The sequence below is a fragment of the Streptomyces sp. NBC_00370 genome, from assembly GCF_036084755.1.
In the GTDB taxonomy this organism is placed as follows: Bacteria; Actinomycetota; Actinomycetes; order Streptomycetales; family Streptomycetaceae; genus Streptomyces.
In genome coordinates this window covers 8,167,086-8,192,915 of the sequence record NZ_CP107968.1, presented here as the reverse complement: position 1 = coordinate 8,192,915, position 25,830 = coordinate 8,167,086, and the positions used below count along the sequence as shown (strand labels likewise).

At 70.8% G+C, this 25,830-nt stretch carries 26 protein-coding genes; 9 read left to right on the top strand and 17 right to left on the bottom strand.

Features of this window, described 5'->3' with window-relative positions:
* Positions 1 to 40: 40 nt before the first annotated feature.
* Together OHS57_RS35910 and OHS57_RS35905 are read right to left on the bottom strand one after the other, a co-directional pair.
* Positions 41 to 1,000, bottom strand: coding sequence for a DUF1152 domain-containing protein (locus tag OHS57_RS35910; protein ID WP_328584680.1), 960 nt, complete (start codon positions 998 to 1,000; stop codon positions 41 to 43).
* A gap of 5 nt (positions 1,001 to 1,005) precedes the next feature.
* Positions 1,006 to 1,440 (bottom strand): hypothetical protein, encoded by a 435-nt coding sequence (locus tag OHS57_RS35905; RefSeq protein ID WP_328584679.1) that lies wholly within the window; start codon positions 1,438 to 1,440, stop codon positions 1,006 to 1,008.
* Positions 1,441 to 1,537: 97 nt separating this feature from the next.
* On the opposite strand from OHS57_RS35905, the gene OHS57_RS35900 reads away from it, so the two are divergent.
* Entirely contained in the window at positions 1,538 to 2,062 is a 525-nt protein-coding gene (locus OHS57_RS35900) for a hypothetical protein (protein ID WP_328584678.1), read from the top strand.
* A 37-nt stretch (positions 2,063 to 2,099) separates the two neighbouring features.
* Here the strand turns inward: OHS57_RS35900 and OHS57_RS35895 are convergent, their stop codons facing one another.
* On the bottom strand, positions 2,100 to 3,110 hold the full coding sequence (locus tag OHS57_RS35895) for an NADP-dependent oxidoreductase (protein WP_328584677.1): 1,011 nt from the start codon (positions 3,108 to 3,110) through the stop codon (positions 2,100 to 2,102).
* A 110-nt stretch (positions 3,111 to 3,220) separates the two neighbouring features.
* Between OHS57_RS35895 and OHS57_RS35890 the strand changes: the two genes are divergently transcribed.
* Positions 3,221 to 3,790, top strand: a complete 570-nt coding sequence (locus OHS57_RS35890; RefSeq protein WP_328584676.1) for a TetR/AcrR family transcriptional regulator — start codon at positions 3,221 to 3,223, stop codon at positions 3,788 to 3,790.
* 30 nt (positions 3,791 to 3,820) lie between these two features.
* Here the strand turns inward: OHS57_RS35890 and OHS57_RS35885 are convergent, their stop codons facing one another.
* Together OHS57_RS35885 and OHS57_RS35880 are read right to left on the bottom strand one after the other, a co-directional pair.
* The gene (locus tag OHS57_RS35885) at positions 3,821 to 4,183 is read right to left on the bottom strand and encodes a DUF488 domain-containing protein (protein WP_328584675.1); all 363 of its coding nucleotides are present in this window, start codon (positions 4,181 to 4,183) and stop codon (positions 3,821 to 3,823) included.
* 108 nt (positions 4,184 to 4,291) lie between these two features.
* Positions 4,292 to 5,143, bottom strand: a complete 852-nt coding sequence (locus OHS57_RS35880) for an SAM-dependent methyltransferase (RefSeq protein WP_328584674.1) — start codon at positions 5,141 to 5,143, stop codon at positions 4,292 to 4,294.
* A 509-nt stretch (positions 5,144 to 5,652) separates the two neighbouring features.
* On the opposite strand from OHS57_RS35880, the gene OHS57_RS35875 reads away from it, so the two are divergent.
* Positions 5,653 to 6,936 carry a M48 family metallopeptidase gene (locus OHS57_RS35875; protein ID WP_328584673.1) on the top strand — a complete coding sequence of 428 codons (1,284 nt, stop codon included), beginning with the start codon at positions 5,653 to 5,655 and terminating at the stop codon, positions 6,934 to 6,936.
* On the opposite strand, the gene OHS57_RS35870 is transcribed toward OHS57_RS35875, so the two are convergent.
* From OHS57_RS35870 to OHS57_RS35850, 5 genes are all read right to left on the bottom strand, one after another.
* Positions 6,933 to 7,259, bottom strand: coding sequence for a VOC family protein (locus OHS57_RS35870; RefSeq protein WP_328584672.1), 327 nt, complete (start codon positions 7,257 to 7,259; stop codon positions 6,933 to 6,935). The two genes, OHS57_RS35875 and OHS57_RS35870, sit on opposite strands and share 4 nt — an antisense overlap.
* Positions 7,260 to 7,344: 85 nt before the next feature.
* Positions 7,345 to 7,902 (bottom strand): telomere-protecting terminal protein Tpg, encoded by a 558-nt coding sequence (gene tpg, locus OHS57_RS35865; protein ID WP_328584671.1) that lies wholly within the window; start codon positions 7,900 to 7,902, stop codon positions 7,345 to 7,347.
* Positions 7,903 to 7,905: 3 nt separating this feature from the next.
* Entirely contained in the window at positions 7,906 to 10,089 is a 2,184-nt protein-coding gene (gene tap, locus OHS57_RS35860; RefSeq protein WP_328584670.1) for a telomere-associated protein Tap, read from the bottom strand.
* A 115-nt stretch (positions 10,090 to 10,204) separates the two neighbouring features.
* Entirely contained in the window at positions 10,205 to 10,660 is a 456-nt protein-coding gene (locus OHS57_RS35855; protein WP_328584669.1) for a MarR family winged helix-turn-helix transcriptional regulator, read from the bottom strand.
* 87 nt (positions 10,661 to 10,747) lie between these two features.
* Positions 10,748 to 11,590: a helix-turn-helix transcriptional regulator gene (locus OHS57_RS35850; protein WP_328584668.1), complete on the bottom strand. Its 843-nt coding sequence runs from the start codon at positions 11,588 to 11,590 to the stop codon at positions 10,748 to 10,750.
* Between the two features lie 203 nt (positions 11,591 to 11,793).
* Between OHS57_RS35850 and OHS57_RS35845 the strand changes: the two genes are divergently transcribed.
* Entirely contained in the window at positions 11,794 to 12,816 is a 1,023-nt protein-coding gene (locus OHS57_RS35845) for an aldo/keto reductase (protein WP_328584667.1), read from the top strand.
* A gap of 26 nt (positions 12,817 to 12,842) precedes the next feature.
* Here OHS57_RS35845 and OHS57_RS35840 read toward each other — a convergent pair whose 3' ends face one another.
* Positions 12,843 to 13,892: an aldo/keto reductase gene (locus OHS57_RS35840; protein ID WP_328584666.1), complete on the bottom strand. Its 1,050-nt coding sequence runs from the start codon at positions 13,890 to 13,892 to the stop codon at positions 12,843 to 12,845.
* A gap of 83 nt (positions 13,893 to 13,975) precedes the next feature.
* Between OHS57_RS35840 and OHS57_RS35835 the strand changes: the two genes are divergently transcribed.
* A complete protein-coding gene (locus OHS57_RS35835) occupies positions 13,976 to 14,389 on the top strand; it encodes a MerR family transcriptional regulator (RefSeq protein ID WP_328584665.1) in 414 nt (137 codons plus the stop codon).
* Positions 14,386 to 15,162 carry a phosphotransferase enzyme family protein gene (locus OHS57_RS35830; protein ID WP_328584664.1) on the top strand — a complete coding sequence of 259 codons (777 nt, stop codon included), beginning with the start codon at positions 14,386 to 14,388 and terminating at the stop codon, positions 15,160 to 15,162. The genes OHS57_RS35835 and OHS57_RS35830 overlap by 4 nt, the downstream gene beginning before the upstream one ends.
* A 1-nt stretch (position 15,163) precedes the next feature.
* Here the strand turns inward: OHS57_RS35830 and OHS57_RS35825 are convergent, their stop codons facing one another.
* The gene (locus OHS57_RS35825; RefSeq protein WP_328584663.1) at positions 15,164 to 15,733 is read right to left on the bottom strand and encodes a TetR/AcrR family transcriptional regulator; all 570 of its coding nucleotides are present in this window, start codon (positions 15,731 to 15,733) and stop codon (positions 15,164 to 15,166) included.
* Between the two features lie 94 nt (positions 15,734 to 15,827).
* On the opposite strand from OHS57_RS35825, the gene OHS57_RS35820 reads away from it, so the two are divergent.
* The gene (locus OHS57_RS35820) at positions 15,828 to 16,757 is read left to right on the top strand and encodes an NADP-dependent oxidoreductase (protein ID WP_328584662.1); all 930 of its coding nucleotides are present in this window, start codon (positions 15,828 to 15,830) and stop codon (positions 16,755 to 16,757) included.
* Here the strand turns inward: OHS57_RS35820 and OHS57_RS35815 are convergent.
* The 3 genes from OHS57_RS35815 to OHS57_RS35805 form a co-directional block, all read right to left on the bottom strand.
* A complete protein-coding gene (locus OHS57_RS35815; RefSeq protein WP_042002302.1) occupies positions 16,747 to 17,244 on the bottom strand; it encodes a GNAT family N-acetyltransferase in 498 nt (165 codons plus the stop codon). The two genes, OHS57_RS35820 and OHS57_RS35815, sit on opposite strands and share 11 nt — an antisense overlap.
* An 82-nt stretch (positions 17,245 to 17,326) precedes the next feature.
* Complete coding sequence (locus OHS57_RS35810) at positions 17,327 to 18,226, bottom strand: LLM class flavin-dependent oxidoreductase (protein ID WP_328584661.1); 900 nt, start codon at positions 18,224 to 18,226, stop codon at positions 17,327 to 17,329.
* Positions 18,223 to 20,547, bottom strand: a complete 2,325-nt coding sequence (locus OHS57_RS35805; RefSeq protein WP_328584660.1) for an LLM class flavin-dependent oxidoreductase — start codon at positions 20,545 to 20,547, stop codon at positions 18,223 to 18,225. Before OHS57_RS35805 ends, OHS57_RS35810 begins: the two co-directional genes overlap by 4 nt.
* A 131-nt stretch (positions 20,548 to 20,678) precedes the next feature.
* Here OHS57_RS35805 and OHS57_RS35800 point away from each other — a divergent pair, with 131 nt between their 5' ends.
* Positions 20,679 to 21,083, top strand: a complete 405-nt coding sequence (locus OHS57_RS35800; RefSeq protein ID WP_328584659.1) for a winged helix-turn-helix transcriptional regulator — start codon at positions 20,679 to 20,681, stop codon at positions 21,081 to 21,083.
* A 21-nt stretch (positions 21,084 to 21,104) separates the two neighbouring features.
* On the opposite strand, the gene OHS57_RS35795 is transcribed toward OHS57_RS35800, so the two are convergent.
* The gene (locus OHS57_RS35795) at positions 21,105 to 21,968 is read right to left on the bottom strand and encodes a class I SAM-dependent methyltransferase (RefSeq protein ID WP_328584658.1); all 864 of its coding nucleotides are present in this window, start codon (positions 21,966 to 21,968) and stop codon (positions 21,105 to 21,107) included.
* 75 nt (positions 21,969 to 22,043) lie between these two features.
* Positions 22,044 to 24,935, bottom strand: coding sequence for an nSTAND1 domain-containing NTPase (locus OHS57_RS35790; RefSeq protein ID WP_328584657.1), 2,892 nt, complete (start codon positions 24,933 to 24,935; stop codon positions 22,044 to 22,046).
* A 493-nt stretch (positions 24,936 to 25,428) separates the two neighbouring features.
* On the opposite strand from OHS57_RS35790, the gene OHS57_RS35785 reads away from it, so the two are divergent.
* The gene (locus OHS57_RS35785) at positions 25,429 to 25,824 is read left to right on the top strand and encodes an alpha-L-rhamnosidase C-terminal domain-containing protein (RefSeq protein ID WP_328584656.1); all 396 of its coding nucleotides are present in this window, start codon (positions 25,429 to 25,431) and stop codon (positions 25,822 to 25,824) included.
* Positions 25,825 to 25,830 lie beyond the last annotated feature (6 nt).

Genomic DNA, 25,830 nt, shown 5'->3' with positions numbered 1-25,830 from the left:
CCAGCATGAGGTCCGCCACGCACGCGCCTGTCGGACAGACCTAGTGCGGGAAACCGCGGGGTGGGCGGGTCACTATGGATTCGCGGAACTCAGCTATCCGTGAGTGCACTTGGCGTATCAGCTGGGTGTCCTCGATCTGATCCAGGTAGAGACAGCGGGCCGCCAGACCCGGGAGGTCGAAGGCGAAGTACAGGGACATCAGTGGGTTGATGAACAACTCGCTGCCCCGGGTGCGATCGGTGAACCGGACGTCCCCGAACGAGCCTTGCACGGCTGCCGCGATGGATCCGTTGACGATACTGGGGTGCTCCGGGGTGTGGTGCTGAGCGTGCGCGACGGCGTCGAGATAGAGAGCGCCCTCACGGGTGGCGCGCGGTATCGAGAACGCGCCGAGGTACGCACCGTCCCGCTCCAGCGCGGCGATATTCTCCAGTACCTGCACGTGATTGACGCCGTGGTACGCGTCCACACCGAAGCCGACCGACACGACGAGCCGGGTCGGGACGCTATCGAGCGCGGCCAGCGCCGCCACACTGGTCAGATCCTCCTCCGGAGTGCCGAGGCCGGCTTCGTCACCGCGGAGCAGAATGTCCGTACCGCCGTCGACCAGCACCACGGCGTCGATGTCGTGCAACTCGATCAGGGCTTGGTAGGCGGCGCGCAGCGGGCGCACCCCGGTCTGGGGAAAGGCGTACACGGTGGACGGGTAGCCGTGCGGGTGCAGCCACTGAGCGAGGGTCCGCTCAGGGAAATAGCTCTGGTGGGGAGCGGAGTCGGGGGTGATGGCGGCCAGATCGGGGGCGACCCAGTCATCGGTCGGGAGACCGGCGAGTGCGCTGAAGGAGAGGTTCGCGAGATACACCTGCTTGCCCTGGTGCAGGAGCGAAAGCGCCACTGGCAGCCCCGAGTAGATGTCGAAGCCGCCGCCCGCGCCGGCGACGAGGATCCGTTCGGAGTCGGCAAGCCGGGTGAAGAGCGGGTTGGAGTGGAGGGATGCCATGCCGATCATTCTCCGGCGACGCGGCCCTCCACCGCTCGCGCTGCGGCCGCAGCCACCGCTGCCGCCGCTTCCTCCAGCAGGAGCCAGCCGTCGATCTCCACCGGCCGCCGCTCCCCCGGCTGCCACCCGTGGGCCATCGCCGCGTCGAGCAAGGCCCGGACCGCGCCGGGTTCGTGCAGATTCAGGGAGCCGCCGTGGACGTACCCCACGTCCCCGGAACCGAAGGTGAACCCGCCCGGCACGAACCGGCCGGGCCCGTCGGCGAAGACGATGCGCAACGGGCCGCCGGTGCCGCTCGGTTGGGGGATCAGGGTGAGGGTCTGACGGCAGTGCGCGACACCTTCGTCGTCCACCAGCACACGGTGACCGTGCCGGTTGGTCCACATGTACGCGCGGCCGTCGGCGACCAGTCGACGGGCCTTCTTCGGATGGCGGGGCACGGAGTTGAGGGTACGTGGTTTCCGGGGGACCCCGCCGTGCATTTACCGGGGCGAGTGCGCCGTGGATCCTCAACCGGCGATCCGTAAAATGCCGGCCATGGAATCGTTGATCGCCGCCGTCCGCGAACAGGACGAAGCCGCCCGCTTTCTCGCCGACGCCGGTGACTTCGACCTGGACCGAGGCGACCATGTCGAGGACGTCCACCTTGCCTCTGGCGACGCACTCGAAGGTTTCGCCGGCGACGGCGCGGGAGGCACGTATTTTTTCTGTGGCGAAGGCGGCGAGGAACGTCCAGTCCTCTACGCCGACTCCGAGGGAGGAGCGGCTCTGGTCGCGATCGGCCTGCACGAGCTGCTGCAACTGCTTCTGGTCGTCCCGTGGTGGCGCGACTGCCAGGCGTTCACGGAGGAGGAAAGCCGCAACCTCTCTGCCGAATACCTTGAGGACGTACCTGACCTCGCGGTACGAAGAGATCGTGCCGCAGTAGTCCTCGGGCTCGAACTTCCGGACCAGGCAGTGGTGTTGGCACGGTTGCGAGAGGTAGCAGTCGGGGTAGGGGCGAACTTCGTTCTCATCTTCACTCCCGAGGGACACCCCTACGACCAGCTCATCAGCGGCTGAGACGCATCGCGACAGTTGGCGGTGAAGCAGCCAGTTCCTACGCGACCGTGAGCACGATCTTGCCCTGGATGTGTCCTCGGGCGGCGCGTTCGTGCGCTGCTCGGGCCTCCGCGAGCGGAAATGTGCTGTCGATCGCTACGCGGACCGTACCGGTGTCGAGCAGGCGTCCCAGTTCGGCGAGTTGTGTGCCGTTCGAGCGGACCTGTGTACCCGAGACCGTGACGCCCAGCTTCGCGGTCTCCTCGGCGTCGTACTCGCCGGGGAACACCGGGAAGATGGCGCCGCCGTGCTTGAGTGTGCGCAGGAAGCGGCTGCTGTCGCGACCGCCGACGGTGTCGAGGACGACGTCGACGTCGTGCGCCAGGTCCTCGGGACGGTTCTTGGTGTAGTCGATGAACTGGTCGGCGCCGAGATCGCGGAGGAACGATTCGTGCGCGCCCGACGCCACCGCGATGACGTGTGCGCCCTGCCATTTCGCCAGCTGCACCGCGAAGTGGCCGACGCCGCCCGCGGCGCCGTTGACGAGCGCCGTCGTGTCGGCGCCGAGCGCCGTCGGGCGATGGCGGTGTTCCTGGAAGGGCGACGGGTGATCGTGGCCGACGTCGATCAGGAACTGCCACGCCGTCAATCCGGCCATGGGCGCACCGGCGGCGTGGACGTGGTCGATGCCGGGCGGCTTGCGTGCGAGATCCGATGCGGGCGCGGCGACGTATTCGGCGTACGCGCTGCCGTGGAAGCTCGGGAAGCGGAGCAGACCGAAGACTTCGTCGCCGACGGAGAAGCCGTCCACGTCTGGGGCGACCGCTTCGACGACGCCCGACACGTCCGTCCCCGGAATCACCGGCAGCCTGACCGTGGACTCCGTCTCCCCCGGCATGGTGGTCAGCCCGCCGCGCAGATACCAGTCGGGCGGATTGACGCCGACCGCGTGCACGCGAACCAGCACCTCGCCCGGCCCCGGCTCGGGCGTCGGCGCCTCCTCGTAACGCAGCACTTCGGGGCCTCCGTGCGCGTGCAGCCGGACCGTCCTCATCGTGTGTGTCGGCATCATTTTCTCCTGCCCGCAGTGCGGGATACGCTTATCGGATCAGTGGTCCATATATCCGGACCACTGATCCGAATATATGGACCACTGATCCGGATAGTCAAGGGAGACAGATGCGGGCCGACGCCAGGAAGAACCGTGACCACCTGCTCGCCGTCGCGGGCGGCGTCATCACCGAGCAGGGCGCGGAGGCGTCGCTGCGCGACATCGCGCGCAGGGCCGACGTGGGGCTCGCCACGCTGCTCCGGCACTTCCCGACGCGCGAGGCGCTGCTTGACGCACTGCTCCGGACGAGCTTCGACGAGCTGACTGCACAGGCGGACGTCCTCGAAACGTCGAGTGCGCCCGACGACGCGCTGGTGTTGTGGCTGCGCGACTTCGTCGCCTGCGCGCACAACTACCGAGGCGCGGTGGCCTCGATGATGACCGCCATCGAGGACCCGGAGTCCGCGCTTCACGCGTCGTGCGTCACCATGCGCGGAGCCGGCACGCGACTCCTCACCCGCGCCCAGACCGAAGGCCTGGCGCGGACCGACATCGACGGCGCCGACCTGTTCGCACTGGCCGCGTCGCTCGCGTGGCTCAGCGACCAGCCTTCGTCCGCGCCACGCGCCGACCATCTCTTCGACGTCGTCGCAGACGCGATCCTGACGCCGGAACGCCGCCCTCGGGTCAGCAGCTGAAGTCGTTTCCCCCGCAGCCCTGGCAGGCGATCATCGACCGCCGCTCAGCCATTCGGCGAGTACGGCGGCCTCGCTGTGGTCGATGTCCTTCGTGGCGGTGAGCAAGGTGACCCCGTCGTGGGCGGCGAGGTCGCGCAGGTGTGTCACGGCCGGTCGGTGAGCGGCGTCGTCCAGTTCCGCGATGTAGCGGTCGCGGAAGCCGGCGAAGCGCTCCGGGTCGTGTTGGTACCAGCGGCGCAGGTCGGTCGACGGCGCCACGTCGCGTAGCCACTCGTCCAGCTGAGCTCGCTCTTTGCTCATTCCTCGGGGCCACAGCCGGTCCACGAGCACGCGCTTGCCGTCCTGCGGCGAGGCGTCCTCGTAGATCCGGCGGGAGCTGAATCGTTCGGACATGGCCGCCGTCCTCTCTTGCTCGGTCGGTCAGCCGGGGCGGGGCGGGGCGGGCGGCGCGAGAGAATCATTTTATCGGCGGCCCGGCGCTGCGGCGCGCCGAGCCGCGTGTCAGCGCTTGACGCCGATTCCACTCCAGGCCGGGACGACGCCGCTGTCCGCCAGCGCCGGGTTGCCGACCTGCACCGGTACGGTCTGGGGGCGCCAGCGGTTGGTCGGGACGAGGCCGGGCTCGACCATCTCCAGGCCCTCGAACAGCGTCTCGACCTCAGCGCGGGTAGCCCCGCGAAGCTGGTTCGTGCTGCCCTCGACGAAGGTCCCCTCCAGCTTCTTCGCCTCACCCACGTCCTCGAACAGGTCCCGCGCGAGGTAGCTCATGACGACATGGCTGCCGGGGGCGAGTTCGTCCACCAGGGTGCGTACGAGCCGGACTCCGGCGTCTGTCGGAAGCCAGTGCAGGAGGAGGAGCAGCGTCAGCCCGACCGGTCGGCTGAAGTCGAGCGTGTCGCGCAGGCCCTCGGCGCGCAGGATCGTGTCGGGGTCCGTCGCGTCGGCGTGCAGGTAGAGGGTGCGGCCTTCGGGGGTGCTGGTGTGCAGGGCCCGGGAGTGCGCGAGCACGATGGGGTCGTTGTCCGTGTACACCACCCGCGACTCCGGCGCCCGCTCCTGTACGACCTCGTGCAGATTCGGGGACGTGGGGATACCGGTACCGATGTCGAGGAACTGCCGGACGCCCTGGTCGACCATGTAGCCCGCCGCCCGCACCATGAAGTCCCGGGACGCGCGCGCGTCACGACGAGCGGTCGGCAGACCCCTCTCGATCATCGCCTCCGCGGCTTCCCTGTCGGCCGGGTAGTTCGTCTTGCCGTCCAGGAAGTAGTCGTACACCCGGGCCGGGTGCGCCTTGTCCGTGTCCAGCTGGACCGGGGGCTTCGGCGGCTCGTTCATCCAGTCGGTGTCCATCAGTTCCCTTTCCCACAACTCCCCTGCGAAGCAGGGGCATTACCTGGCGTACTCGCCAACCTATCTGGCAGCAGGCCCAGGTGAACACCTGTCACGGCGCCATGTCCGACCGGCGTTCATGGCGTCGGCGAGCGGGGTTGCTCTCACTCCCGCCTCAACGCCGCCTGTTAGGAGGCCACTTGGTTACTCGACACGTTCGGGATGTCTTGATACGTGAGCAACGCACCGGTAAACTTGTGACCGGCCCGTCGTTGCGGCCCACTTGGTGCGAAGGCGGCCGCAGTTCCGTGCGGATAGCGGTAACACGCCGCACCAGACCCTGTATGAGCCGCACGTCCGCTGCGGCTCACACGCTCGAAGTTCGCCGTGGCCCGCCACTGAGCCAGGGCGCCGCGAGGCCGTCGAACCGTTTCCCGAGGGCGCTGACGAAGCGCATGACCACCTCGGCACGTTACGGAGAGCTCGGCTCGGTCCGAGGAGGGGCCCGCAACAAAAGGGGGAAACGCGTCATGAGTACGACCATGGGCGAGACGGTTCTGCCGTGCCCGGAGTGCGGAGCCGAGATCCGCACCGACAACAGGTTCACCACGTGGTGCGCCGCCTGCGACTGGAATGTGGACCCGGTCGGACCCAAGGAGCCACCCGGCCGGCTGGACCGGGCTCGGCGCGTATGGGCCCAGCGGCACGGTGAGAAGCTGCTGGCCGACATGGCCGCCGATGGGACGCCGCATGCCGGGCGGGGCGTCTCCGCGGTCCTCGCGAATGTCGTCGCAGGAGCTGTGCACGGGATGACGGTGGTCCTGGTGGCGGCCGGCATCTGGTGCATGGTGGGCGCGTCGGGCGCCCCGGCGATGATGCTCGGTCTCCTCCTCCTGGCGCTGGCCTGGACTCTGCGACCCCGTCTGGTCCCGCTGCCCAGGAACGAGTTCTTGCTGCGGCGCGCCGAGGCACCGGCGCTGTACGAACTGCTCGACGAGATCGCGGGCGTGGCCCACACCCGCAGTGTGGACGTGGTGGCCGTCGACGCCAAAGTGGGCGCGAGAGTGACGACTTGCGGTGTGCGCGGTCAACGGCTGCTGAGGCTCGGGCTGCCGATGTGGGAGATACTCACGCCCCAGCAACGGGTCGCGCTGCTCGGCCATGAACTCGGCCATTACAGCAACGGTGACACCCGGCGCGGGCTGATCGTCGCGACGGCGTTCCGGTCCCTGACGACATGGCGCTACTACCTCCAGCCGATGTCGAAACCGTCCGGGCTGGAGGCGCTCCTCAACCTGCTCTGCGTGGTTCCCCGTCTGCTGATCCAGGGCGCACAGACGCTGCTCGACCAGCTGACCGCGCGGGCCGGCCAGCGCACGGAGTACCTCGCCGACTCCGTTGCCGCCCGCGCCGGTTCCACCGAGGCCGCGGTGGGGCTGGTGGACCATATCCTCGTCGCCGACTCGGCCGCGAACACCCTGCGACGCGAGGTCAACAACCCCCGGGTCGGCCGGCGCGACTCCCAACAGGCCGAGGAGAAAGCGGACGGGCTGTGGGAACGTCTCACCGCCCATATGGAGTCGATCCCCGAGCACGAGTACGAACGACAGCGACGCGTGGGCGCCCGACGGGGGCACAGCATCGACTCGTCACACCCGCCCACGCACCTGCGGCGCGAGTGCTTGCTGGCAGGCCCGCCCATACCGGCGCTCGTGGTGACGGACATCGACCGGGAGCAGCGGATCGCGGCGGAGCTGGCCGAGGCGCGCCGGCAGGTCGCCCGACAGGTCATGCGGGACGGGTTCGACGACTAGGGCCTGTCACGTCCCGTAAGGGTGAGGACGACGGTGCGCCCGTCCGGGTCGGTGACGACCTGCCGGCCCGGCGGGCGGCCGGTAGCGCCAGCAGCGGCCGAGGCCGGGGCCCGGAAGGTGAAACCGAGCCGCAGCGAGCCGGTGGCCGGGCGGCGGGGGCTGCTCGGGTACAGCTCGAACACGGCGCCGTCGACCAGCACGGTGGCGTAGTGCTCAGGACCGGTGCCGTGCTGCTCCTTGGCGAAGGACAGCCCGAGTCCGGTGTAGAAGGCGTGGCACGCCTCCAACTGGTCGGTGTAGATGACGAGCAGGTCGATCTGCATACGGCTCCCGGTGTTCGGCGCCGACGGGGCGGTCCGTCGACGACGCCCGTCGATGTACGGTCCGCACCCGCTCGCCCGGTGCGGGTCAGAGGTCGATCTCGATCTCCTCCACGTCGGTGAACTCCACCGTCAAGTCCTGGGCGCGGCGCCCGTTGTCACGGAAGTAGTGCTCCCCCAGGCCCTGTGCGGCGATGTCGAGGAGCTGCTGCTCGGTGGCGCCGGTGTCGCGGGCGTCGAAGAGCCGCTGTGCCCAGTGCGGGGACAGCGCCTGGGTGATGTGCCGGACGCGGGCGTCGTCGCTGCTGCCGGGGGCGGCCGTGAAGCCGAAGCGGGCCCGGGTGTAGACGACGATGCCATCCGTGGACGCGGCCTTCTTCTTCGCCCTCGCCCGGATCTGTGGCTGCCAGCGCTTGCGCACCTCGCGCTCCAGGCGTCCGGCGAGGTCCCTGCGCGGGCGTTTGAGCTTGCCGGCCACGTACCGCTCCACGGTCCGCTGCGACACCCCCAGCGCCGCCGCGGTGGCCCTGGTGCCCTTCATCTGTCTGACCAGGTATTTCATCTGCGCCTGCGCGGACTTCGGGATCGGACGGGTGAACGCCCCCTCCACCGCGCGGTCGAGGCTGTCCCCGAGCTGGTCGGCCATCGTCTACTCCCCGTCGTCGGCGGCCTTGCCGCCGTCCTTGATGATGCGGGCGATGTTGACGGCGTCCCCGTACCTCTCGTACTGCTCCTCGGCCCACAGTGTCGTCTGGGTGCCCTCGTGCTTGACCATCCCGGGCGACACGCCGAGCCGGAACGTGCCGGGCGCCGGTTTGCCGTCCGGGGTGCGCGGCAGGAAGTCCAGCGGACTCGGGCCTTCGGAAGGGTAGATGACGCAGTCAGTCCCGATCGCGACCGGGTAAATGCCGGCGGCTGCCGCGACCTTGACCATCTTGCGGTGCATGTTGACCCGGGTCGCCGACAGGACCGCTGCCCGGATGTCCGGGCGCCAGGTCGCCCGTTCCAGCGCGGGCCACGGCTCGAACAGCGGTGTCGTACGCGGCCGTTCCCGGAGTTTGCCGATGCCGCCCTTCGCCGTCGCCTTGATCGCCTTCAGTACGAGCGCCATCTCCGGGTCGGCCTGCTTGTGCAGCGCCATCGCCTCCAGAAACGCCCGCTCCTCCATTCCTGACACCACACCGAGGTCGGCCATCGTCGCCATGTAGGCGTCGCGCAGCCGGGTGTACCAGGCGTCCAGGTAGGCGCCGCGCTCATACCGTACGTACGCCTCGACCGGCCGTACCTGGTGACCGAGTTCCACCGCGTACGCGACCGTCGGCGTCGCGTACCAGGCCGGGCCCTCGGGCCGCACGCCCTTCGCCGTGAACGGGCTGGGCAGCCGCTCGTCCAGGGCGATGTGGGAGAGGTCGACCAGCCAGGACCCCGGCAGCTTCGCGTCGAAGTCGGGTCCGGTGAGGTGGGTCGGGCCGCCGAGGCCGACGGTGAGCCGGTTCGCCGCGGCGGCGAAGGCCATGTTGACGTCGATGCCGACGACGAACTGCTTCTCGCACTCCGCGTCCGTCAGCGGCCGGGACCAGTCGTAGGACTCCTCCATCAGCATCTCGGCAGGCGTCCGCTGATGGTGTCGCGCGAACCTGCCCTTCAACACCGGGTGGCCGTCAGGGACTTCGCACTCCACCGGCTCGTACACGGCTGTCAGCGCGCCGGGGGCGGGAGCGCCGTGCCACTCCCCCGTGGTGTCGTCCTTCACCGCCATCGTCGGCGGGTGCAGCGCGACCATCAGCTCCAGCCCTGTGACGGCGGTGGTGCCGCGCGGTGTCATCACCCGGGTCGCGTACGTGCCCAGGAACCGGGCCAGGTCCGCCGCGTCCATCGTGGGCAGCAGCGGCTCGTCCTTGTTGTCCCACTCGCGGACGTCGAGTGCGTTCCAGGCAGGAATGCAAAGCTGTACGCAGTTACGCCGCGACCCGTCCGCCGGGCGGAAGATCCGCGCCCACGGCCCGAACCCGCGCTGGGTGAGCTGCCATTCGGCGCGCTCCAGCTGCTTCAGCACCTTGTGTCCGGCCGGGAGCCGGCCCGCGCGCCGCTCCTCGTCCGACAGCGCGTCCGGCAGCCCGAAGCGCTCCAGCGCGGACCGGGTGAGCACGAGGATCGGGTCGGCGTCCTTGCCGTTGCGGTGCAGCCGTGGCTGGCCGAGGCGCGCCTCCTTGAGCGTCCATTCCACCAGTGCCGGGACGGACTTGGCGGGGACGTCGAGGACCAGGCCGCCGACGCAGTACGCCGACACCTGGCCGTCGTCCGCGCAGTCGACCACCGCGAGCGGGCCGTTCTCGAAGCGTGGGTCGACCGCGACGGGGGCGGCTGCGGCCTTCTTCGCCGCGGGCTTCTTCGTACCTGTACGTCGCGACGACGGCGCCCCGGACGCCGGGCGCGCCTGCGCAACTGGTTCCACGGGGGGCTGCATCGGTTCCGGCGCCGGGGCCGGCTCGGGCACCACCGGAGCCGGGGCCGGCGGCGCCTGCGGGGCCGGCACGCGGGTGGCCGGCGCCTCGGCTGTCGGCGCATCGCCGTCAGGCGCGGGGAACCGTACCGCCAGGCCCTCCAGGAGCCTGGCGTACGCGGCTCGCTTCGGCGGTCGCGGCTCGGTCCGCCCGGCCTCCCAGTTCCCCACCGCCTCCCGGCGCGCGTCCAGCGCGGCGGCGATCTGAGCCTGGCTCAGCCCCGCCGCCTCGCGCAGCCTCTTACGCTCCGCGGGGTCCGGCAGATCATCCTGCGCGACCCGCTCCAACAGGGCGTCGACAGCACTGAACAGCTCGTCCTCAGTGGACAATGGGGGCCACCTCCGAGTGGCACCCTACTCTCGATCGCTCAGGAAACCGCGCACCGGGACGCGCATCAACCGCTCAGATCGTCGGGGTGACCCACGGGACGGGGGTTCGCGCCCCCTAGTGGTGCCAGGCCTCGCCTCCGACATTGTGGATCATCCGCTGCAGCACCTTGAGCGTGACCAGGTACTCCTCGTCCGTGATGCCGTCGTGGGTCTGTTCCCGCATGGCCACCTGGCGCTCCGCGCACTTGCGGTAGACCGCCTCGCCCTCGGTGGTCAGCTGAAGGCGGTCCTGCGTGTCGGTCACGAGCAGGTTCCGGTCGAGGAGTGCGTCCGTCTCGGGCCCGAGCCTCGCGCCCACGTCCAGGTAGCCCTTCAGGACCGCGGCCACTTCCGCGCGGGTCCTGCCGTTCTCGCCGGTGGCCACCTGGTTCAGGATCCACCACTGGGGCTGGGTGACGTCGAAGTCCGCCAGCCCGGCGCGGATGTTCGTGACAACCGCGTTGTGCGCCGCCCAACCCCAGTAACCGATGGGCTGCTTGACCAGTTCCGTGTCGTTGTGCGAGTACTCCATCGTGCTGCTCCCGCCGTCGAGGGATCTCACTGACGGGTACGAACGTAAAACGTGAACAAGGGTTGAGGTCAAGCGTCCTGTGGCTGCTCAGCCGCGCGTCAAGTCCTGCAACCCGACCACGCGGAGCAGTTCGAGCCGGTCGTGGGACTCGCTGCCCGGGCGGGCCGAGTGGACGATCAGGCGCTGGTCGTGTTCCGGACTGAGCAGTGTTTCGCAGTCCAGCTCCAGCGGGCCGACGACCGGGTGCAGGAAGCGCTTCGTCGCGGAGCGGCGTACGGCAACGTGGTGCGCGTCCCAGAGCGCGGAGAACTCCTCGCTCCTGGCACGCAGGTCGTGGACGAGTTTCGCCAGCCGTACGTCGTCCGGGCGCCGGGCGAGCGTGGCCCGCAGGTCCGCCACGGCCGTGCGGGAGGCGTTCTCGTGCTCCTCGACGGGGAACAGCTCACGCGCCGACGGGTCCGTGAAGTAGCGCCACGCGATGTTGCGCTCCGCCTGCGGACGGGCGGAGGCGTCGCCGATGAGCGCTTTGGCCATGGCGTTCTGCGCGAGGATGTCGCTACGGTCGTTGATCACCTGGGCGGGCGTGTCGACCAGCCGGTCCAGGACGAGGAGCAGCCCGGGTCGGACGTGTTCCGCCACCGACCGGTCGCGTGAAGGCTCCTCACCGGCCAGATGGAACAGATGGTCGCGCTCGTCCGCCGTCAGTCGTAGTGCGCGGGCGACGGCGGCGAGCATCTGGCGGGACGGGTGCGATCCTCTGGCCTGTTCCATGCGGGTGTAGTGGTCGGTGGACATGCCCGCCAGCTGTGCCACCTCTTCGCGCCGCAATCCCGGGGTACGCCGCCGTGCGCCCGCCGGCAGTCCCACGGCGGCGGGGGTGAGGCGAGCGCGGCAGTGGCGGAGGAAGTCGGCCAGCTCGTTTCTGTCCACACCACCATCATGAACCCGGGCACCGGGCCCAGCCAGGGACAGCCGGTCCCCGGACAGGGACGTCTCTCCCGCCGCCGTCCCCCTGGCCGCAGTCTGGAAGCCGAGCCCCAAGACCGGCGAGCGCCGGCGCGGACCCGGCGGGACGATCACCCCGGGGCGCCGTCCAGGAGCCGGATCACCCCATCGGGAAAGGTGTGAATCACATGCAGTACCGCACGCTCGGCCGGACCGGGATCAAGGTCAGTCCCTACGCGCTCGGCACCCTGATGTTCGCCACCACCATCGGCAACCCCGACGCCGACGACTCGGCCCGCATCATCCATAAGGCGCTGGACGCGGGGATCAACTTCATCGACACCGCCGATGCCTACGGCGACTCGGAAGAGGTCGTGGGCAAGGCGCTCAAGGGTCGTCGTGACAACGTCGTCCTGACCACCAAGGTGAGCCGCCCGATGGGCGACGACCCCAACCAGCAGGGCACCTCGCGGCGTTGGATCGTGACGGCGGTCGAGAACTCGCTGCGCCGTCTGCGGACGGACCACCTCGACCTCTACCAGATCCACCGCCCGGACCCCGCCACCGATGTCGAGGAGACCCTGTCCGCGCTGACCGACCTGATCCGCAGTGGCAAGGTACGTGCGATCGGGGCGTCCGGGATGCCCGCGTCCGGCATCGTCGAGGCGCAGTGGGTCGCCGAGCGGCGCGGTCTGGAGCGGTTCCGCACCGAGCAGCCGCCGTACTCGCTGCTCAACCGCGCCGCCGAACGCGAGGTGCTGCCGGTCGCGCAGCGCTACGGGATGGGCACGCTCGTGTGGGGGCCCTTCGCGCAGGGGCTGCTCACCGGCCGCGTCCGCAAGGGGCAGCAGAACGATCTGCGCCGCGCCGCCTTCTTCAAGCACCTCACGGACACCGGTCGCGTCGACGTGGTCGAACAGCTCATCCCGCTCGCGCGGGAGGCCGGGATGCCGATGACGCATCTCGCGATGGCGTTCACGATCGCCCATCCGGGCGTCACCAGCGCGATCATCGGGCCGCGCACCATGAGCCACCTCGACGACCTTCTCGACGGCGTCGATGTGGCGCTCACCGACGACATCCTCGACCGGATCGACGAGATCGTCCCGCCGGGCAGCGATGTCGGGGTGCTCGACCAGGCGTATGTGCCGCCCGCCCTCCAGGATCCGGCCCTGCGCCGCCGTCCCCTGGCCGAACGCAGCTCCGCCTGACCACGCGGCGCCCCACTCCGCAGGCGCTACGCCGCTGCCCGCTCCCCCGACGGCCGTCGCCGCAGCGACGCCTCGGTCAGCGGGCGCGGCTGCCACGCACCGTCGGCGCGGTACAGGTCCGTACCCGGCGGGACGATCGCGTCGATCCGGTCCAGTGCCGCGTCGTCGAGCGTCAGGTCGGCGCCCGCGAGCAGCGAGGTCAGCTGGTCCATCGTGCGCGGGCCGGTGATCACCGAGGTGACGGCGGGGTGCGCGGTGACGAAGGCCAGCGCGAGTTGGGGCAGGGAGCGGCCCAAGTCGTCGGCGAGCGCGATCAGTTCCTCGACCGCTTCGTACTTGGCCGCGTTGCCCGGGAGCTTCGGGTCGAAGCGGGCGGGGGCGATGGCGGGCCGGCCTGCGGTGAGATCGACCTGGCCGCCCTTGCGGTACCGGCCGGACAGGAAGCCGAAAGCGAGCGGGGAGAAGGTCAGCACACCCATGCCGGTGCGCTGTGCGACGGGCAGTACGGAGGCCTCGACGCCCCGGGCGAGCATGGAGTACGGCGGCTGCTCGGTGCGGAAGCGGTGCAGACCGCGGCGCTCGGCGACGTGGTGGGACTCGACGATCTCCTCGGCAGGGAAGGCCGAGCAGCCGAAGGCCCGGATCTTGCCCTGCTGTACGAGGTCCGTCAGGACGGACAGCGTCTCCTCGACGTCCGTACGGTGGTCGGGGCGGTGGACCTGGTACAGGTCGATGTGGTCGGTCTGCAGGCGGCGCAGCGAGTTCTCCACCTCCTGGACGATCCAACGGCGCGAGTTGCCGCCCCTGTTGGGGCCCTCACCCATCGGGAAGTGCACCTTGGTGGCGAGGACCACGTCGTCGCGGCGGCCACGGAGTGCCTTGCCGACGATCTCCTCGGACTCGCCTTGGGAGTACATGTCGGCGGTGTCGACGAAGTTGACTCCGCTGTCGAGTGCGGCGTGCACGATCCGTACGCAGTCGTCGTGGTCGGGGTTGCCGACGGCGCCGAACATCATGGCGCCGAGGCAGTACGTGCTGACTTCGATACCGGTGCCGCCGAGGACGCGATAGCGCATGGTGGAGCTCCTTTGTCGCTGGGTTCACGGCGGACTCTAGGAGCTGGAGTCGGCTCTAGATCAAGCCTCTTATGCTGGTTCGTATGACCGAACTGAGCATCGGCGACGTGGCCCGGCGTACGGGTCTGAGCGTGCACGCCCTGCGCTTCTACGAGCGCGAGGGCATCCTCACGACGCCCGTGCGGCGCAATTCCGGTGGTCGGCGGCTGTACGGGGAGGAGCACGTCGACTGGCTCACGCTGTGCACGTTCCTGCGGGCGTCCGGCATGCCGCTTCCCGAGATCCGGCGCTACACGGAGCTGGTCAGGGAGGGCAGGGGCAACGAGGCGGAGCGGCTGGAGCTGATGCGCCGTCACCAGGAGCTGCTGGCGCGGCAGATCGCGCGGCTCGGCGAGTGCATGGACCTGATCAGCCACAAGGTGCGGGTGTACGAGGACATCGTGTCCGCCGCGGATCCCGGGTACGAGTGCGTGGGTCCTGGGCAGGTGCAGGATTGACGCCTGCCGGGGGTGATCGGGCGGATCTTCCGCCGCTGCGGGACGTACTTCGCGCCTGGGGCGGACCGCGCGTCGTCGGACGGCTGGGCGGCGGGCATCGCAACGAGGTGGTCGAGGTCGCCGGGGACGACGGCCGGCGGCTGGTCGCCCGGCGCAGCGGACGCTCCGACGCCGCGCTGGACTGGGAGTTGGACCTGATCGAGCGGCTGGACGGCCTCGGTTTCACCGTCCCCGCTGGGGTTCCCGCGCCGGACGGCCGCCGCCGGGTGGCGGGCGTTGTCGTACAGGAGTGGCTGGACGGCGACCCGCCCGGCGCCGGGGACTGGGCGGCAGTCGCCGGTGAGCTGCGGCGGCTGCACGCGGTCACGGCGGGGTGGCCGCAACGTCCCGGCTTCCGGTCCAGTCAGGAGCTGCTGCGGTACGAGCGCGGCGGCGACGTGGATCTCACGGCGATGCCCGAGGCCGCGGTCCGCGCCTGCCGGGACGCCTGGCAGCAGTTGGCCGACGTCCCGTTGGCGGTCGTCCACGGCGATCCGGGCCCCGGCAACATCCGGGTGACCCGGGACGGCGCCATCGGCTTCCTGGACTGGGACGAGGCCCGGATCGACCACGTCGACCTGGACCTGGCGGACCTGCCCACCGCGGTCCTCTCCGACGACCGGCAGCGGCGCGCCGAGGCGGCCGTCCACGCCTGGGAGGCGGCGTGCGGATGGAGAGCGGAACCGGACTACGCACGCCGCCGACTCGCCCGCCTTCGCTCGGACAGGCCTTAGGTCAGCACGAGCCGGTCGCCGTCCGTACCTCGGTGAACGCCTCGCGCACGAGTTCCCCGAAGTCGTCGCCGTCCGTCGTCTCGCTCCAGCGCTCGTAGGCGATCTTCATGGCGAGCCCGCCCAACTCCGCGGCTACGCAGGCGATCAGCTCGGGGACGCCGCGTTGCTCCAGCGCGTCCGTCATCGATCCGGTGAGGCCGAGGCCTTTCAGCGCTTCGCGTTCCCGTAGTTCCGAGTTGGCTTCGATCACGGCCCGTCTGCGGGCGGTGAATTCGCGGCGGGCCGGGGGGAACGCTGCCTTCCCCGTCGCGTACAGACCGTGGGCCACCGCTTCGAGCGGCGTGGCGGCCACTGGCGCGTCGGCGATCCCCTTGGCGAGCAGTGCGGTCAGCGTGGCTCCGCCGAAGAGGACCTCCCGCTTGTCCTGGAAGTGCCGGAAGAAGGTGCTCTTCGTCAGCCCGGCGCGCTCCGCGATCTCGATCACCGTCGTGCGCTCGTAGCCGCGCTCCTCGAACAGTTCGACGGCGGCGAGGACGAGTCGCTCTGATGCGTTGGGCTGCCAGCGGGCCATGCGGAAAGTCTACGGCACTTGGTCCCGTCACTGATGTATGGTGATGGGACCAAGTCCCATCACCATGTTCGTCCGCCCCACTGGAGGTAGTGCCATGAGCCGAGCCGTCGTCTATCAGACATTCGGAGGACCCGAGGTGCTGGAGCTGCGTGACGTTCCGGAGCCGCACGCGGGTCCGGGGGAGGTGCGCGTCCGGGTGACGGTCGCCGGCCTCAACCCGATGGACGGGGCCATCGCCTCGAACCCCGAGCTGGCGGCGCTGTTCGGCGTCAGCGTGCCGAGCGGCTTCGGGTACGACTTCGCCGGCGTCGTGGACGAGGCCGGAGTCGGCGTCGAAGGATTCGCCGTGGGTGACCGGGTCTTCGGCGGCGCGATGGCGAAGGCCGCCGCCGACTTCCTCGTACTGAACATCCCGGCTGCGCAGCCCGACGAGCTGTTCCACACACCGGACGGCATCAGCGACGAGGTGGCGGCCACGGTTCCGGTGGCAGGACTGACCGCCGCAGCCGCTCTGGAGGCGATCGGTCCGCGTCCCGGAGAGACCGTCCTGGTCGGTGGCGCCGCCGGTGGCGTGGGGGTGTTCGCCGTGCAGCTCGCGAAGCTCGCCGGCGCCCGGGTGATCGGCACCGCGTCGGAGAGCACATTCGACTTCCTGCGGGAGTTGGGCGCCGAGCCGGTGGCGTACGGTCCGGGCCTCGCGGACCGGGTGCGGGCGGCGGCTCCCGACGGCGTGAGCGCCGCGACGGATCTCTTCGGCACCGAGACGGCCGAGACCGCGCTGGCGCTCGGCGTACCGGCCGAGCGGATCTCCACGATCGCCGCAGGCGCGAACCCGCCCGGCGGTGTGCGCGCGACCGGAGGCAGCGAGGCGGGACCGGCCGCCCTGGGCCGGATCACCGACGCGATCCTCGCCGGGAAGCTCACCGTGCCCCTAGCCGCAGTCTACCCGATCGAGGAGATCCGCGAGGCCGTGACCCTCCAGTCCGGACGGCACGTCCACGGCAAGATCCTGGTCACGATGTGACGACGTCTCCGGGCAGCGGCTTGCGGAGGATGTAGTTGAGGCCGAACTCCGTCTCGCTCTCGCCGACATCGGTGTAGCCCAGCTTCAGATAGAACCGGTGGGCGGTGATGCTGGCACCAGTCTCCATGTGGTCGTATCCGTCCCGCACGGCCAAGACCTCTATGTGCCGCATGAGGTGGCGGCCCACGCCCAGCCCGGCCGCGTCCGGGTCGACGAACATCGTGTAGACCTTGTTGCCGTCCCGGGAAACGGTGCCGAGGATGTCGTCGCCCTTGGCTTCGTCGCCCTTGGTTTCGTCGTCCTCAGCCACGTAGATGAGGCGGCTTCCGGACAGCTCGATCAACTTCTCGGCCGTGTAGTGCGCGCACAGCCTGTCGATGATGTCGGCCGAGTAGTCACGGCTGTTCACCTCACGCAGACAGCGCTGGACGATCTCGGCGAGCCGTGGGGCATCGCCGGGGCGAAACGGTCGGACGCTGACCGACATGGCACTTCCTTCTGTTGCTTCTGTTGACTGTTCACTGTTGCCGGCTCGGCGGGCGCGGGTGAGGCAGCGGGCGCCGGGTGAATCAGCGGCCTCGGGCGGCGCGGACCAGTTCGCGGGCTGCGGGGGCCACTTCCTGGCCGAAGACGTCGATCGCCGCCGGGTCGTCGTCCATGAGGAGGAAGCCCGACACACCCGTGGTGAGGGCGACTTCGGCGATCTGCTCGGCCCAGTGTGCGGGCGGACCGTCGAAGGTCCCGCCGGCGTTCGGTGCGAAACGGCCGCCGATGTTGAGCAGTCGGGTGATCGCCGCGGGGTCACGCTCCGCCTCGGCGGCGCCCGTGTCGACCTGCTCGCTCATCTTGGTGAGCGAACTCAATCCTTCGGGAAGGTAGTTCAGTGACGGCAGCCAGCCGTCGGCGACCCGTCCGGTCAGCCGCAGCATGCGCGGTCCGTAGGCGCCGACGTGGATCGGCACCTGCCGGGTCGGGGTGGGGCCGCGGTGCACACCCGTGACGCGGTAGAACGTGCCGTCGAACGTGAACGCGCCGCGCTCGTCCGTCGCCCACAGGCCGCGCAGTACGGTGATCGCCTCCTCCAGCGCGTCGACCGATTCGCGCTTGGTAAGACGCGGACCGCCCATCGCCACGACGCCGTCCAGGAACGCACCGGCACCGAGACCGATCTCGACGCGCCCGCCGGACAGGCGGTCGAGGCTCGCCGCGGCGCGGGCGAGCGTCGCGGGTGGCCGCAGGGGCAGGCTCAGGACGTCCCCGACGACGCGCAGGCGTCGGGTGCGCGCCGCGACGTAAGACATGAGCGTCCAGGTGTCCTGGAGCTTCGGCTGGTACGGGTGGTCCTGGAAGCCCACCAGGTCGAGTCCTGCGTGCTCGGCGACGACGGCCAGCTCGACGGGCCGCTGGGCCGGGGTCGCCACGGGGGAGATGAAGGCGCCGAAGGTCAGGTCGTGTCCGTAGTCGGTCATCGTGTTCCTCCTGAGGGTGCGGCCGGGGTGGTGGCCGGGGAAGGTGCCGGGGTGATGGCGAAGTTGTCGTCGAAGACCGAGTCCGGGTCGTACACCGCCTTCAGGGCGCGCAGCCGGGCGAGGGTCTTCGGCGGCCAGGCCTGCTCGATCCGCTCAGGTCGCAGGCTGCTGTCGAAGCTGAGGTAGCTGCCTTCGAAGAAGGGCTCAAGCTCCGCCCAGAGGGCGTCCACGACCGCGTCGTGCCCGCCCATCAGCACGACGGAGAAGTTTGCGTCCCGATGGGCGAAGGCGGTGGCGTCCGGGGCGACGTCGCCGACGGCGCCGCCGAGCGCCCGGATCTGGAACCAGTGCGCCGAGCCGCTCGCTATGACCCGGGCGGCGGCCGCCGCGAACTCGGGCGTGATGTGCCGCAGCAGTCCGCTCCGCGAGACCGGTTCGCCCTGGGACTGTGGTTCGTCGTCGCTCGCGTTCGCCATGATCGCCGCGTACGGGAGGATCTGCGCCTGCTGGGCGTAGAGCTGCCCGAGCCCGGCGAGCGGCTGCAGCCGCGCGAGGACCGTCTCCGGATCGTCGGAGTCGACCACGGTGCGGCTGAGTGCGATCGGCGGCTGTCCGCCGCGCGTGGGCGGCATGATCAGGAAGCTCGTCACGTCGCGTGGGGAGCTTTCGACGAACTGACCCCAGTCCACCAGATAGCGTGCGCGGTCACCGGCGTCCTGGGTCAGCTCGGCGTAGCCGACCGGGCCCACCTCGTCGGCCTCGAACTCGAACGAGGTGACGATCCCGAAGTTGGCGCCGGCGCCGCGCACGGCCCAGAACAGGTCGGTGTTCTCCGTGGCGCTCGCCCGCACGACCGAGCCGTCGGCCAGCACCATCTCCACCTCACGCAGGTGGTCGATGGTGAGTCCGTGGGCGCGTACGAGATATCCGATGCCCGCCGCCGTGGCCAGGCCGCCCACGCCGACACCGCCGTAGTCGCCGGAACTGAGCGCCCATCCGTACGGGTTCAGCGCGGCGGCGACGTCCATCCAGCGAGCGCCGGGGCCGATGCGCACCCGGCGGGCCGTCTCGTCGACGACCTCGATGGTGTTCATCGCCGAGACGTCGATGACGATGCCTCCGTCATTGGTGGAGCGCCCGGAAATGCCGTGTCCCGCGCTGCGTCGCGACAGCGGCAGCTCGGGGTGCAGCCGGGCGAAGGCGAGTGCGGCGACCACTTGCTCGACGCCGGCCGCGCGCAGCACCACACCCGGCGCTCCGCCGCGGAGGTAACCGGAGCGGAAGCGGCCGTAGGTCAGATCGCCGGGCTCGACCACCTCCGCCAGACCTGCGGGCACGTTGTCGTAGTCGACGCCGGTCCGCCGTCTCGCGCGCACGGCGGCGCTGCGGATCCTGACTCCCGCCGAGCCGTGCGGCAGCGCCGCGTCAACGGCGGCCCGGAGTGCCGGGACGACCTCCCGCGCGAAGCGGGTGAGCGTGTCGGGGTCGTCCGTGTCGATCATGATCGTCCCCACCCCGTGGTCGACGACCAGCGGCAGCAGATCGGCGACCCACTCCCCCGGCGTGCCGGTGAACGGGGCGCCGCGGTGGCCGAACCGGCCGCTGATCGTGATCTCCCGCCGGATCTCACGGGGGTCGCGCCCTGCCGCGCGGGCCGCGTCGTCGATCGTACGGTTGGCCTCTTCCAGCGCGGCCGCTCCGTCGTAGGTGGTGACCCACCCGTCGAACCGCCGGCCCGCCAGCTCCAGCATCTCCTTGCGGTCCCCGCGCAGCGCGATCGGGACCTCATGTGCCGGTGCGGCCTTCTGGGCTCCCGACACGCGGAAGACGCTGCCTGCCGTACCGGCGAGCCCTCGGTCACGGACGTCCCAGAGCGCCCGGATCACGTCGAGTGCTTCCCCCACAACGCCAGCGAGGTCGGAGCGCCGACCGTACGGACCCTCGTCGGGCCGCATCGCGTCCGGCTCATCGGCGGCTCCGAGGACCAGCTCCACCCTGCCGCCGGTCAGCCGGTCGAGGCTCGCGACCGCCCGCGCCAGCATCGCCGGCTCCTGTGCGGACAGTGCGGGCACGTGGGGCGCCTCCGCCCGCAGCCCGATCTTGTCGGTGTGCGCCGCGGTCCAGGACAACGCCGTCAGGACATCCTGCTGAGGCCCGTCACCTGGGGTGCGGATGCCGATCTGGTCGTAGCCCAGCTCCTCGGCGAGGCGGGCGGTGGCCGCGATGTTCGCCTCGCCGGTGGCTCCGCCGGCGGCTGTGTCGCCGGTGGCGTCCGGGGCGCTCAGGCGGGCGCCGAACCGCAAGGCGTGCTGGTAGTTCATCGCTGTGTCCTTGGCATCGAGGTGTGCGAGGTGTGCCGTACGACTCCGACGATCCCCGGAGATCGCGGTATCGGCAAAGACGAGGTGAGTAACTCACCAACGGTAAGTCGCTAGGTGTACCGTCAGATGGTATGAACACCGAGGAGCACGTGGGCGAGGGGCTTGCCACTCCCCTCTCCGGCCGCACAGCACCGGGCTTCGAGCACATCGACGAAGAGCTGTGCCGGAGCTTTCGCCGGTCGGCCGAGCTCGTCGGCCGCAAGTGGACCGCCGGGATCCTGCTCGCGGGGATGCTGGGGGCCCGCCGGTTCATCGAGTACCGGGCCCATGTCGACGGAATCTCCGACAAGCTGCTGACCCAGCGCCTGCGCGAGCTGGAGGCCGAGGGGCTGCTGGAGCGGCACGTGGCACCGACCACGCCGGTGCTCGTCACCTACCGGCCGAGCGAGCGGGCCGCGGGCCTGATGCGCGCGCTGCATCCGCTGGTGAAGTGGAGCATCGTCGATCAGAAGCTGGCCCGGGCGGCGAGGACCTGACCGCTGCGGTACGCCGGCACGTCAGCGCCTGTCGTCCGGCTTCCGCCAGGTCTTGATCTCTGTTGCCGGGGGACACTCGGCGAAGCGGTCACCGGGGGACGCCGTACGAAGGAGCGCCCGGAGGTCCTGCTCGAAGTCGGGCAGTGCGTCCCCGAAGAGATGCGGCGCCGAGGAGGAGAGGGAGAAGACCCACGCCACGAGGTCGTCCGCGCTGCGCTCCACCACCGGCCCGGCCGGGACGACGTGGGTCGCGAAGGCGGTGAACCCTGCGTTCGACACGACCAGGCTCTCGCCGCCCGGTGTGCCGTTGGGCAGCGTTCCCCGGCCGGCCCGGCGCACCGGGCCGAGATACCGGCGTACCAGTGCGCGGATCCCGGCGTACGGCGGAGGAGGGTACGGAGCTGAGTCCGGCGCCGACAGCGGGACGGACGCGCCGGACGGGTCCTTCAGGTCGCCGATGTGCACGAACGAGCCGCCTGGTTCCAGCATCTCCAGCACGGTTGCCGCGACCCGGTCCCGGTCCGTCCAGTGGAAGGAGTTCGCGAACACGACGACGCGGAACTCCCCCAGGCCGGCCGGCAGATCCTCCGCGCGGGCGCGCTTCCAGCGCGCGTTGGACACGCCACGGCGCACGGCCTGTCGTTCGCCCTCGGCCAGCATGTCCTCGTCCGGGTCGATACCGACGGCCTCGGTGAAGAACCCCGCCATGGCGAGGAGCACCGTGCCGGGACCGCAGCCGACGTCGAGGAGCCGGCCCCTGCCGTCCAGGCCGAGGGCGCCGGCCAGTGTCTCGGCGAAGCCGGGGGCGTACGGCAGCCGGCCGCGCTCGTAGAAGGCGGCGCTCCCCCGGAACAGGGTGCTGTCCCACTGCCGGCCGTCAGGCATCGCGCGTTTCCCCTCAGTGCGTCGTTGTGGTCGTGCCCCGTCGTGCCCGGTGCGGGCCTGGCTCAGGCGCAGGGCTCAGGCGCAGGGCGGCCGGTAGGCGATGCCCGGCAGGTAGCGGTGCCACTGGCCCGGGGTGATGGTCGGGCGGGCCGTCGCGCAGGCCCGTCCGATGACGCCGGTGAAGTCGACCGGAAGCGTCCGGACCAGGCCGTCGTAGACGCCGGTGAACAGGGTACGGTCGTCCGCCGCGAACGCCACAGCGCTCACGGCGGTGGTGTATCCGGTGAGTTTGGCCCGGACGACGGGCCTGTCCGGGCGGGTGACGTCCCACACGAGCACCGTCCGGTCGTCGCTGCCCGTGGCGAGGGCCCGGCCGCCGGGGCTGAAGGCGATCCCGCCCACCACGTCGCTGTGGCCGGGGAGTTCGGCCAGCTTCCGGGGGTGGGACGGATCGTCGGTGCTCCACAGCCGTACGGGGCTGTCGCCGCCCCCGGAGGTGGCGAGGACGTTCGCGTGCGGACTGAAGGCCACGCCGAGCGCGATGATGTCGTGCGCCTGCCACTGCGAGAGTTTCTTGGGCCGGTGCGGGTCCGTCACGTCCCACAGCTGGACCGCCTGGTCGTCGCCGGCCGTGGCGAGCATGCCCGCGTCGCGGTCGAAAGCGACCGAGCGGACCGTCCCGGTGTGTCCGCCAAGGCGCGCGAGCTGGGACGGGTGTCCGGGGTCCCTGACATCCCACAGCCGGGTCGTACGGTCGGCGCCGGCACTGGCGAGGGTATGTCCGTCCGGGCTGTAGGCCAGCGAGCGGATCGCTCCGGTGCGGCCACCGAAGACGGCGAGGGCCACCGGTCCCGCCGGGTCGGCGAGGTCGAAGGTACGGATCTCGCCGCTCGCGTCCGCCGCCGCGAGTACCCGTCCGTCGGGGCGGGCGGCGACGGACCAGACCGTGCCGTGGAACACCTCCAGCGAACTGAGAAGCCGGTGTGCGGAGCCGCTGACGTCCCACAGCCGGACGGTTTGGTCACCGCCGCCGGTGGCCAGGAGGTGCTGCCCCGGCACCGCGGCCAGGGAGACGGCATCGGCCCGGTGGGCCGCCCACGCGGCCATGAGCGTACTGAGCAGGTTGTCCCGGGTCCGGCCCTGCCGCGCCAGCCGGTGCGCCGCAAGGGCGACTTGAACGGCGAGCGCCGGGTCCTTGTGCTCCAGGTCGCTGGCCCGGTCCGCCGCGTTCAGCGCGACCGCCACGTTGCGCTGGCGCGACACCTTTCCGTTGGCCCGCAGGGCGTAGTAGCTGGTGCCCGTTGCGAGCAGCAGGAGCACGGACAGCAGGGCGGTCAGCAGCCGCAGTTGGCGGGCTCTGCGGCGGGCCATGGCGGCGTCGGCGCGCTCCGCCGCCAGGCTTTCGTCGAGGAACGCCCGCTCGTTCGCGGTCAGTCCCGGTGCGCCCTGGTCCGTGAGCTGACGTGCCAGCGCGAGCCGCGTGCCCCGGTACAGCGCACCGGGGTCCCGGCCGAGGGACTCCCATGTCCCGGCCGCCTCGGTCAGCTGCCGGGAGGTGCGCAGCAGTTCGCGGTTCTCGCCGAGCCAGCGCCGCAGCCGTGGCCAGCTGCGGATCAGTGTCTCGTGGGTGATCTCGACGCTTTCGCCGTCGAGGGCGATCAGCCGTGCCTGTACGGCGCGTTCGAGTACGGCCGTGGTGTCCTCGTCGGAGTTCAGCTCCGTACGGGGGATGCGGCGGCGGGTGTCCTCCGCGCCTTCGCCGAGTGCGGTCAGCCGCTGGAACAGGTGCCGGGCGATGTCCTGGCGGGCGGGTGTGAGGTCGGCGTAGAACGCCTCGCCCGTCTGGGCCAGCGATCCCTCGATGCCGCCGACCGCGCGGAACCCGTCGAGGGTCAGGACGTTGCCGCGCCGGCGGCGCCAGGTCTCCAGCAGGGCGTGGGAGAGCAACGGCAGGGCCGCGGCGCGTCCCTGGACCTGTCCGATCAGATGCGCGAGCAGTTGGCCCTCCACCCGGCATCCCGCCTGGACGGCCGGCCGGACGATCACACTGTGCAGTTCGTCCACGCTCATCGGGCCGACCGTGACCTGCGCGTCACGGAACGCCTCGACCAGTTGGCCGTGTTCGGCGCAATGCGGGTAGAAGTCGGCGCGTACGCCAAGGACGATCCGGCCCGCGCTGTTGGACGCGCGGGCGACGGCGACAAGCGCCGAGATGAAGCGCGTCCGCTCCTCCTGGCTGCGGCAGATGGTGAACAGCTCTTCGAACTGGTCGACGACGATGACCGTTTCGGCGCCCTCGGGTTCGTGCGTGGCCAGCTGGCGGAGCGTCAGGTGCAGATTCTCCGGAGCCGTCGAGAAGTCCTGGTGGAGTCTGCCGGGCGTGGTACGGGCGGGGCCCGCGAGCCGCACGGCGAGTTCTTCCAGGGGGTGCAGGCCAGGGGTGAAGGTGATGACGCGACAGCCCGCGGACCGCAGCCGGGGCAGCAGACCGGCGCGCAGCACGGACGACTTGCCCGCGCCTGAGGCGCCGAAGACGGCGACGAACCGGCGCTCGGCCAAGGTCTTCGCCAGGTCCTCGACCAGCCGCTCGCGTCCGAAGAACCGGTCGGAGTCGTCGGCGCCGAAGGCGGCCAGACCGGCGTACGGCGGACGGTGCTCCTCGCGGCCCGCGTCCTCGTGACGCTCCGTGGCCGTGTCGGCGGCGAGTTCCGCCGCGACGTGGTGCCAGCGCTCCTCCCACTCGTCGACGTCTCCGCCGCAAGCGCGTACGTAGGCAAGGGTCACGTCGAGCGTCGGGAGTCGGTGTCCGGCCGCCGCGCCGGAGAGGGTGGCGATGGAGTAGTGCGCCCGCGCCGAAAGGGCCCGGTAGGACGGGGACCCGGCGCTGCCGCGCAACTGCCGCAGCTCCCTGGCCAGTCGCAACAGCGGCCCGTCGCCTCCGGTCAGTGGCGTCTCTCTGCGTGGCACGTACTCACCCCCACTCGCCCATTGTTCAGTATCTGTTTGTTCAGTGCCAGCTACGGAAAGCGAACAACGCCCGGCTGCTGGCCCTGCTCCGGAGGCGGCCGACCGCCGCTGATCACACCGCACATGGAGGAGCTCTGTTGCACCCTTCACCCTCTCGTTGGGTTTTGGCGTTCGACGGCACGTGCGCCAACTGCCGCAAGATCTCCGGCGCGGTCGCGCAGGCCTGTGACGGCAGGCTGACGGTGATGCCGCTGAGTGACGAACGCGTAAGCGGCTGGCGGGAACTGGCATTCGGCGCCGGTGCTCCGAGGGCGCCGACCCTGCTGCGGGTCGACGGCGCGTCGGTGCGCGGCTGGACCGGCCCCGCCATGGCCGCCCCACTGCTGCGCAGGCTCGGACCACGATCCACCGCCCGAACGCTGCGTGCCCTGGGGGAACTTCGGCGCCAGGACGCCCGGCACACCGGTCGGGGGGTCGGTGTGCCGCGACGACGATGTGGGAGGAGTGGGGGGACACCTCGCGCTCGCACGACCATGCCTTCCTGGGCACGGTCGACGACTGGCTCTACCAGCGCGTGGCGGGCATCGAGCCGGCGGCGCCCGGTTACACGAAGATCAAGGTCCAGCCGTATCCGGTCGGCGATCTCACGAACGCCTCGGCGCATGTGGAATCCCCACTCGGCCGGGTGAGTTCGGCCTGGACCCGCGCACCCGGCCGCTTCACGCTCGATGTACGGGTGCCGGTCGGCGCGACGGCGGAGATCCTCGTCCCGGCGCGCGACCGCCAGGCGGTGCAGGCACCGCCCGGCGCGACGTTCGACAGCGTGCGCGACGGTTACGCCGTGTACCGGGTCGGCTCCGGTGACTACGTCTTCCGATCGGCCGCGTGACGAGGG

Bases quoted from the DNA above. Each gene is read 5' to 3' on its own strand.
- OHS57_RS35795 (WP_328584658.1), bottom strand. From the start codon at position 21,968: ATGCCTGACGGCCGGCAGTGGGACAGCACCCTGTTCCGGGGGAGCGCC.
- OHS57_RS35890 (WP_328584676.1), top strand. From the start codon at position 3,221: ATGCGGGCCGACGCCAGGAAGAACCGTGACCACCTGCTCGCCGTCGCG.
- OHS57_RS35810 (WP_328584661.1), bottom strand. From the start codon at position 18,226: ATGACCGACTACGGACACGACCTGACCTTCGGCGCCTTCATCTCCCCC.
- OHS57_RS35870 (WP_328584672.1), bottom strand. From the start codon at position 7,259: ATGCAGATCGACCTGCTCGTCATCTACACCGACCAGTTGGAGGCGTGC.
- OHS57_RS35885 (WP_328584675.1), bottom strand. From the start codon at position 4,183: ATGTCCGAACGATTCAGCTCCCGCCGGATCTACGAGGACGCCTCGCCG.
- OHS57_RS35805 (WP_328584660.1), bottom strand. From the start codon at position 20,547: ATGAACTACCAGCACGCCTTGCGGTTCGGCGCCCGCCTGAGCGCCCCG.
- OHS57_RS35880 (WP_328584674.1), bottom strand. From the start codon at position 5,143: ATGGACACCGACTGGATGAACGAGCCGCCGAAGCCCCCGGTCCAGCTG.
- OHS57_RS35825 (WP_328584663.1), bottom strand. From the start codon at position 15,733: ATGGCCCGCTGGCAGCCCAACGCATCAGAGCGACTCGTCCTCGCCGCC.
- OHS57_RS35895 (WP_328584677.1), bottom strand. From the start codon at position 3,110: ATGCCGACACACACGATGAGGACGGTCCGGCTGCACGCGCACGGAGGC.
- OHS57_RS35785 (WP_328584656.1), top strand. From the start codon at position 25,429: ATGTGGGAGGAGTGGGGGGACACCTCGCGCTCGCACGACCATGCCTTC.
- OHS57_RS35800 (WP_328584659.1), top strand. From the start codon at position 20,679: ATGAACACCGAGGAGCACGTGGGCGAGGGGCTTGCCACTCCCCTCTCC.
- OHS57_RS35845 (WP_328584667.1), top strand. From the start codon at position 11,794: ATGCAGTACCGCACGCTCGGCCGGACCGGGATCAAGGTCAGTCCCTAC.
- tpg (WP_328584671.1), bottom strand. From the start codon at position 7,902: ATGGCCGACCAGCTCGGGGACAGCCTCGACCGCGCGGTGGAGGGGGCG.
- OHS57_RS35855 (WP_328584669.1), bottom strand. From the start codon at position 10,660: ATGGAGTACTCGCACAACGACACGGAACTGGTCAAGCAGCCCATCGGT.
- OHS57_RS35900 (WP_328584678.1), top strand. From the start codon at position 1,538: ATGGAATCGTTGATCGCCGCCGTCCGCGAACAGGACGAAGCCGCCCGC.
- OHS57_RS35815 (WP_042002302.1), bottom strand. From the start codon at position 17,244: ATGTCGGTCAGCGTCCGACCGTTTCGCCCCGGCGATGCCCCACGGCTC.
- OHS57_RS35875 (WP_328584673.1), top strand. From the start codon at position 5,653: ATGAGTACGACCATGGGCGAGACGGTTCTGCCGTGCCCGGAGTGCGGA.
- OHS57_RS35910 (WP_328584680.1), bottom strand. From the start codon at position 1,000: ATGGCATCCCTCCACTCCAACCCGCTCTTCACCCGGCTTGCCGACTCC.
- OHS57_RS35820 (WP_328584662.1), top strand. From the start codon at position 15,828: ATGAGCCGAGCCGTCGTCTATCAGACATTCGGAGGACCCGAGGTGCTG.
- OHS57_RS35840 (WP_328584666.1), bottom strand. From the start codon at position 13,892: ATGCGCTATCGCGTCCTCGGCGGCACCGGTATCGAAGTCAGCACGTAC.
- OHS57_RS35835 (WP_328584665.1), top strand. From the start codon at position 13,976: ATGACCGAACTGAGCATCGGCGACGTGGCCCGGCGTACGGGTCTGAGC.